Annotated in this window: 5 protein-coding genes; all 5 read right to left on the reverse strand. The window is 60.3% G+C overall.

Annotation, left to right across the window (positions count from 1 at the left end):
* Positions 1-19: 19 nt before the first annotated feature.
* Positions 20-439: a PaaI family thioesterase gene (locus GON22_RS17975; RefSeq protein WP_160397487.1), complete on the reverse strand. Its 420-nt coding sequence runs from the start codon at positions 437-439 to the stop codon at positions 20-22.
* Positions 426-2,165, reverse strand: coding sequence for a long-chain-fatty-acid--CoA ligase (locus GON22_RS17980; protein ID WP_160397488.1), 1,740 nt, complete (start codon positions 2,163-2,165; stop codon positions 426-428). Before GON22_RS17980 ends, GON22_RS17975 begins: the two co-directional genes overlap by 14 nt.
* Before the next feature lie 47 nt (positions 2,166-2,212).
* The gene (locus GON22_RS17985; protein WP_160397499.1) at positions 2,213-3,991 is read right to left on the reverse strand and encodes an acyl-CoA dehydrogenase family protein; all 1,779 of its coding nucleotides are present in this window, start codon (positions 3,989-3,991) and stop codon (positions 2,213-2,215) included.
* Between the two features lie 4 nt (positions 3,992-3,995).
* Positions 3,996-5,198 carry an acetyl-CoA C-acyltransferase gene (locus GON22_RS17990; RefSeq protein WP_160397489.1) on the reverse strand — a complete coding sequence of 401 codons (1,203 nt, stop codon included), beginning with the start codon at positions 5,196-5,198 and terminating at the stop codon, positions 3,996-3,998.
* 25 nt (positions 5,199-5,223) lie between these two features.
* Positions 5,224-6,813: enoyl-CoA hydratase/isomerase family protein (locus GON22_RS17995; protein ID WP_202113301.1), on the reverse strand; the 1,590-nt coding region annotated here is incomplete at its 5' end.

Raw genomic sequence — 6,813 nt, forward strand, 5'->3', positions numbered from 1 at the left:
TCAACCAACGTGCGAACGCCTAACGCTCTGGCGTAACGAGGCGAAAAGCGCTGCTGCCCCATGCGAGCAGGCTGCCGCCTGCTCCATAAATATGGGCCTCCATCGTCACCGTTCGCCTCGAGCGATGCACGATTCCCGCTTCGCATTGGATCTCTCCAGCCCCTGATGAAGCAAGGTAATGGATGTTCATCTGGGCCGTTACTAGCAATTCTCCCGGAAAGGCCCGCATCGCAGCAAGCCCCATCGCATTATCCATGATTGCCGCTAGAACCCCGCCGTGCACGAGATCTGCCATGTTCAAATGGCGCTCCGTGCATAGCAGGCTTATGACCGCCCGGCCAGGCTCTGCACTTACAATTTCACAGCCGAGCGTTCCCCAGAAGGTACGCCGGGCACGCTCTTCCACCTTCGCCCAGTCTTCACCCTCATTCGGCACCATCCTTATCGCTTCCTTCCGGGTTAGGATCGTTCTCCAGCTCCTCATGGAGCTTGCGCTTAAGCACTTTGCCAATGATGGTCTTAGGCAACGAATCACGGAATTCGTACAGATGCGGCACCTTAAAAGAAGCCAGCCGTGCACGGCACCAATGGTTCAGCTCGGCCTGCGTCAGCTCGGCGCCTTGCTTCGGGATAATATACGCCTTAACGGTTTGCCCGCGATATTCATCCTCAATGCCGATGATCGCCGCTTCTTGGACGCCGGGATGCTCATACAGCACTTCCTCGACCTCGCGCGGATAAATATTGAATCCGCCTGCGATAATTACATCTTTAATGCGGTCCACAATCGCAAAAAAGCCGTCCTCATCCATAGTCGCCAAATCACCCGTATACAACCAGCCGTCCCGCAGCACCTTGGCCGTCTCGTCTGGCCGGTTCCAATACCCTTTCATCACCTGCGGCCCGCGAATGGCAAGCTCCCCGATTTCGCCAATCGCGACAGGCTCGCCCGTCTTGGGATCAACGACCAAGCAATCCGTATCCGGAAACGGAAGGCCAATCGTCCCGATTTTCCGTTTTCCCCATATTGGGTTAGCATGCGTTACCGGCGAAGCCTCCGTTAAGCCATAGCCTTCGATCAGCCTGCCTCCAGTTAACGATTCGAATTTCTCCTGCACCTCAAGCGGAAGCGGAGCGGAACCGCTCACGCAGATCTCAATCGAGGACAAGTCCATCTTGGACGCCTGCGGGTGATTAATTAAAGCGACGTACATGGTTGGTGCACCGGGAAAAATCGAAGGCCGCTTTTCCCGTATCGTCTGCAGCACCTGCACCGTCTCGAATCGAGGCAATAGAATAAGCTCGCCAGCCCGCAACGTTGCCAAATTCATTAACACCGTTAAACCAAACACATGGAATAACGGCAGCGCCGCCAAAAAACGCTCGCGCGTGTCAGTAGCCCGATAGAACCATGCCGATGTCTGCATCGTATTGGCTACCAAATTGCGATGCGTCAGCATGACTCCTTTGGCAAGCCCTGTCGTACCGCCTGTATACTGAAGCTGTGCCAAATCATTCGCCGCATCAATGCCGGCAACGGAGGCAAGATCCGGCTTGGCGGCAGCCATCAGCCGGGAATAGGCATGAATGCCGTGCTTCCCATACGGAATGTCCGGACGGAAGCCCTCTTTCCGCTGTTTAAGCGGGTATAATATATTTTTCGGAAAAGGAAGCCCATCTTTTATAGAAGTGATGATCACTTTACGCAAATCCGGCAAAGGTCCTAGTTCTGGGTGCTCACCCCGGACGCGCGCGAGCCTGGCATACAGCAAATCGACCGTTATGATGACGGATGCACCGCTATCTGCCAGCTGATGCTCCAGCTCCCGCTCAACATAGAGCGGATTCGTCTGGACGACGACCGCGCCGGCCAGCAGCGCACCATAATAAGCAATGACCGCCTGTGGGCAATTCGGCAGCATAATCGCGACCCGCTCGCCTTTGGCCACACCAAACCCCCGAAGGATGCCCGCCATCTTGCGGACATCCTCCAGCAGGCGATTGTACGTGATGGTCCTGCCTAAGAAATGTACGGCGGGCCGGTCGCCATGCTTACGCGCTGCTTCAAGCAGCAGATCGGGAACGGACCAATCGGGATAACTCGCCGAAGGCGGCACCTCTTCCGGGTAATGGCGCAACCACGGACGCGGCTCAATCGGTTCCATCGTCCTCACCCTTTCCGATTCGAATGGGGCTGCTCGATGTTGGGCAGTTACACGACGTATCGGCCCGCTTCCTTCACCTTGGCGGCAATCGTGCGCTTGCGTGCAATCGTATCCTCCTGCGGAGCCCGCATCAGCTTCTTCAGCACAGAGAGCTGCACCTGCAGCGAATCGCCCCGCTCGACGGCGGCTAACCCTTTTTTCGCTAACTGTTCAATCCGCTCCATTGCCTCCTGCACGAATACAACCGTCATATCGATCGCATTGCCTGCCTTCGCTTCGCCTTCCCGGGCAATCAGCTTCTTCACGCGCAGCAGCGCACTCTCCATGGCGTAGATGTCGATCATAATATCCGCAAGCGTCACGAGCACTTCCTGCTCCTGCTCCAGCCGTAGCCCAAGCTGCTGGACGGCGAGCCCGCCGACCGCAAGAAACGTCCGTTTGGCCTGGGCTAGACGATAGGTTTCGAGGCTAAGCACACCCTCGAAGGATGGCAGAGGCATCGGCTGCAGCAGCTCCGCTTGCAAAGCCCTCGCCTTGCGAAGCAGCGGCAGGTCGCCTTTGAGCGCCTTCTTCATCAGAGTGCCGGGAATGAGCATGCGATTGATCTCATTCGTCCCTTCAAAAATGCGGTTAATGCGCGAGTCGCGGTAGATTCGCTCGATTTTGTATTCCTGCATATAGCCGTAGCCGCCGTGAATTTGCACCCCTTCATCCGCAATATAGTCGAGCGCCTCTGTTGCGAACACCTTCACAATGGAGCATTCCAACGCGTACTCCGCAATGGCTTTGGCTGCTTGTGCGCCACTATCGGGCGCGTTCGGGTCCGCCGCACCCAACCGCTCGTCAATCCAGCCCGCCGTCCGGTACACCATGCTCTCCATCACGAATGCGGCAATGTTCATATCCGCTAATTTCGCGCCGATGAGAGGAAAGCTCGCGATTGGCCTTCCAAACTGTTTGCGGGCCGCCGCATAGCCCACCGACAGCCGAATCGCTTCCTTCGCCGTGCCTACGCAGCCCGCGCCTAGTTTGAAACGCCCGATGTTTAAAATATTGAAGGCGATCTGATGGCCTTTGCCGACCTCGCCAAGGACGTTAGCAACCGGAACCGGCGCATCCTCAAAAAACAAGGGGCAGGTCGAGGAGCCCTTAATGCCCATCTTCTTCTCCTCCGGACCGACCGTGAAGCCCGGCGTTCCCCGCTCGACGATGAATGCGGTAAAATGGTCCCCATCCACCTTCGCATAGACGATATAAACGTCGGCAAAGGCAGCATTCGTAATATACAGCTTGGAGCCGCTTAACAAATAATGGCTTCCGTCCGGCGACAGCCGCGCCGTCGTCCGGGCGCCAAGCGCATCCGAGCCAGAGCCTGGCTCGGTCAGGCAGTATGCTGCGATTCGCGTGCCTGCAGCCAGATCAGGCAAGAAGCGCGCCTTCTGCTCCGGCGTTCCGAAGAAGACGATCGGCAGCGTGCCAATCCCAACATGCGCACCGACGGACAGCGCGAAGGAGGAGGCTTCTGCCATCGTTTCCGCCAGCAGCGTCGTGCTCACTTTATCAAGCCCCAGCCCGCCATAGGCCTCCGGCACATCGGCGCCAAGCAAGCCAAGCTCGCCTGCCTTGCGCATCAGCTCGACCGTTAAGCCATAATCGAGCTTCTCCAACTGCTCGTCGCGCGTCTTCACTTCCCCTTCAACGAATGCGCGGGCCGCATCCGCCATCATCCGTTGTTCTTCGGTCAAATCCTCCGGTGTCGCAATCGTATCCGGCGCAAAATCGTCCACGACAAAACGGCCGCCGTTCTGTGCGCTCTCCGTCGCCATCGGTTCACACGCCCCTTTCCAATTCGAACACGCCTGCCGCTCCCATGCCCCCTCCGACACACATCGATACAATGCCATACTGCGCCCCCCGCCTGCGCAGCTCATGCAGCAGCGAAACGGTCAGCTTCGCCCCTGTGCAGCCAAGCGGATGGCCCAGCGCAATCGCGCCTCCGTTAACATTCACCCGCTCCTCCGGCAGCCCGAGCTCCCGAATGATCGGCACGCATTGCGCAGCGAAAGCTTCGTTCAGCTCAAACAAATCGACCTGGTCCAGCGAAATTCTCGCACGGGCAACCGCCTTCGGAATCGCCTCAATCGGCCCAATGCCCATAACCTCCGGCGCAACGCCTGCGACAGCGTATGAGCGGAAGCTCGCAAGCGGCTGTACGCCAAGCCGGGCGGCACGGGCGCGGCTCATGACGACGACTGCGGCTGCGGCGTCGCTCATTTGCGATGCGTTGCCTGCCGTAACGGTCCCCGCCCGTGCGAAAGCTGGCTTCAGCGCCGCCAGCCTTGCTTCTGTCGTGTCCGGCCGAACGCCCTCATCTGTCTGGAACGTGAAGGAGCGTTCGGCCGGGCGACCCGATGTGTCCACGCTGGCAAGCTTTACCTCCATCGGGACGATTTCATCCTCGAAGCGCCCTCCCGCAATCGCGGCTGCCGCCTTCCGATGGCTCGCTGCCGCAAACGCATCCTGATCCTGTCGGCTGACACCGTAGCGCAGCGCCACCTCTTCCGCTGTATGCCCCATTCCCATGTAGGCTTCAGGCATCGTATCAACGATGGCCGGATGAGGCGATAATCGAAACCCTGTCATCGGCACATGGCTCATGCTCTCCACTCCGCCTGCCACGATGACCTCTGCTTCCCCGAGCCGGATGCGCTCTGATGCATATGCGATGGCTTGCAGCCCTGATGCACAGAACCGATTCACTGTCACCGCCGGCACCGAATGCGGGAAGCCTGCATATAGCGACATCAATCTAGCAAAATTAAGCCCCTGCTCGCCTTCCGGCATCGCACAGCCAATGATGACATCTTCGATGTCGGCCGCTTGCAGCCCCGGCACCCGGTCAACTGCCGCCCGCAGCACAGCGCGTCCCATATCCTCCGCACGCGTCTGCGACAGCGCGCCCCGCTTGGCTTTGCCGACTGCGGTCCGAACCGCAGAGACGATGACAGGGTCGCGTTCCCAATCGTTAGGCATCCACTCTCCCCCTTCTGTATGCGGCTTAGTTGCGCAGCGGCTTGCCGGTCTCCAGCATATGGCGCATCCGCTGCTGCGTCAGCGGCTCGCCGAGCAGCGCCATGAATGCTTCGCGTTCCAGATCGAGCAAATATTGCTCGCTAACCTCCGCCCCCGGTGCGGCATCGCCGCCCGCGAGCACATGCGCCAGCCGCGTCGCAATCCGTGCATCATGCGCGCTAATAAATCCGCCTCGGCGCATCGCATCTACGGCCAGCAGGAGCACAGCCTTGCCCTCACGGCCAGCGACGGCTACACGCTTTCGTGGATCAGGGGCCGCGTAGCCTGCCCGATCCAGCTCCAGCACCGCCCGCTTCGCCTCTGCAATGCGGGCGTCCTGCCGCGCAATGACCGCGTCCTGCGGGCGCATCAGCCCAATGGCGGCCGCTTCATGCCCGCTCGTTGTTGTTTTCGCCATCGCAATCGTTTCAAACAGCGGCACCAACTGGTCATTAAGCGAGCCATAGGCAACCGACTGGGCGCGTGCAGCCGCTAGAATGGCCGCTTCCTTGCAGCCGCCGCCGGCGGGAATGAGCCCGACGCCGGTCTCGACGAGCCCGTAGTACGTTTCAGGCGAGAAAAGGACGCGGTCCGCTGGCAGGCATGCTTCGACGCCGCCTCCGAGCGTCATGCGATGCGGGGCGGCGACGACAGGCCGCTCTACCCTTTTGAGCTGCAGCATGCTGTCTTGAAACTGGCGAATGATGTCCTCGACCTCATCCCACTCGCCGTTTTGCGCCTCCATGAGCAACAGCAGCAAATTCGCGCCGACGCAGAAGTTACGGCCTTCATTGGCGACCACCACCCCCCGCCAGTTGCGCCCGACCTCCTCTGCCGACCGCCGAATCGCCGTCAATATATCCGAGCCAATCGCATTGTTCGGCGAATGGAACTCCAAGCAAACCACATCGTCCCCGATATCGATCAGGCTCGCTCCCGCGTTGCCCAACACGATGCGCCCTGCTGCTTTCAGCGGCTGAAGCAAAATCGTGTCCGCAGGCTCCTCTACCGTTTTGAACGCGCCGCTCGATACGTATAACCGCGAGAGGCCTTCCTGCCTGTAAAAGGTTTTGTTGCCCGCGGCAAGCCACACCTCTACCCACTCAGGAATCGCATCCCCTTCCGCCTTCATGCGGCGTACCGTTCGCTCCACCCCGAGAGCATCCCAGAGTGCGAATGGGCCCAGTTCCCAGTTAAAGCCCCACTCCATCGCGCGGTCGATATCGACGATGGAATCGGCGATTACGCCGACCTGCCGCGCGGCGTACAGCAGCGTCCGCTTCAACGCGTACCACGAGAACAGCGTGTAGCGGACATCGCGAGGCAGCGCCTGTAGGGCGCTGGCGGCGGAGCCGCGGCTAGCGTTGGCGGCGTGATCGCCGGCAGGCGAAGCTGCGCTGGCATTGGCGGCGTCGGCGGCAGGCGAAGCTGCGGAGCCTGCCATCGGCGCGATCGCGGGTGCGCCGGTTGGCGGCGCTATTGCGGCTGCGCCGGGAGCGGCGGCCGCCGTGCTGGCGGCGTCGGCGTGCGGCGGGGCCGCAGCATCGCCAGCCGTTGCGTCGCTGCGCGACGGCGC

Source organism: Paenibacillus sp. MMS18-CY102, from assembly GCF_009789195.1.
In the GTDB taxonomy this organism is placed as follows: domain Bacteria; phylum Bacillota; class Bacilli; order Paenibacillales; family Paenibacillaceae; genus Paenibacillus_T.

What these genes read in the sequence shown, in the direction of transcription:
- GON22_RS17980 (WP_160397488.1), bottom strand. Translation starts at nt 2,165, where the DNA reads ATGGAACCGATTGAGCCGCGTCCGTGGTTGCGCCATTACCCGGAAGAG.
- GON22_RS17985 (WP_160397499.1), bottom strand. Translation starts at nt 3,991, where the DNA reads ATGGCGACGGAGAGCGCACAGAACGGCGGCCGTTTTGTCGTGGACGAT.
- GON22_RS17975 (WP_160397487.1), bottom strand. Translation starts at nt 439, where the DNA reads ATGGTGCCGAATGAGGGTGAAGACTGGGCGAAGGTGGAAGAGCGTGCC.
- GON22_RS17990 (WP_160397489.1), bottom strand. Translation starts at nt 5,198, where the DNA reads ATGCCTAACGATTGGGAACGCGACCCTGTCATCGTCTCTGCGGTTCGG.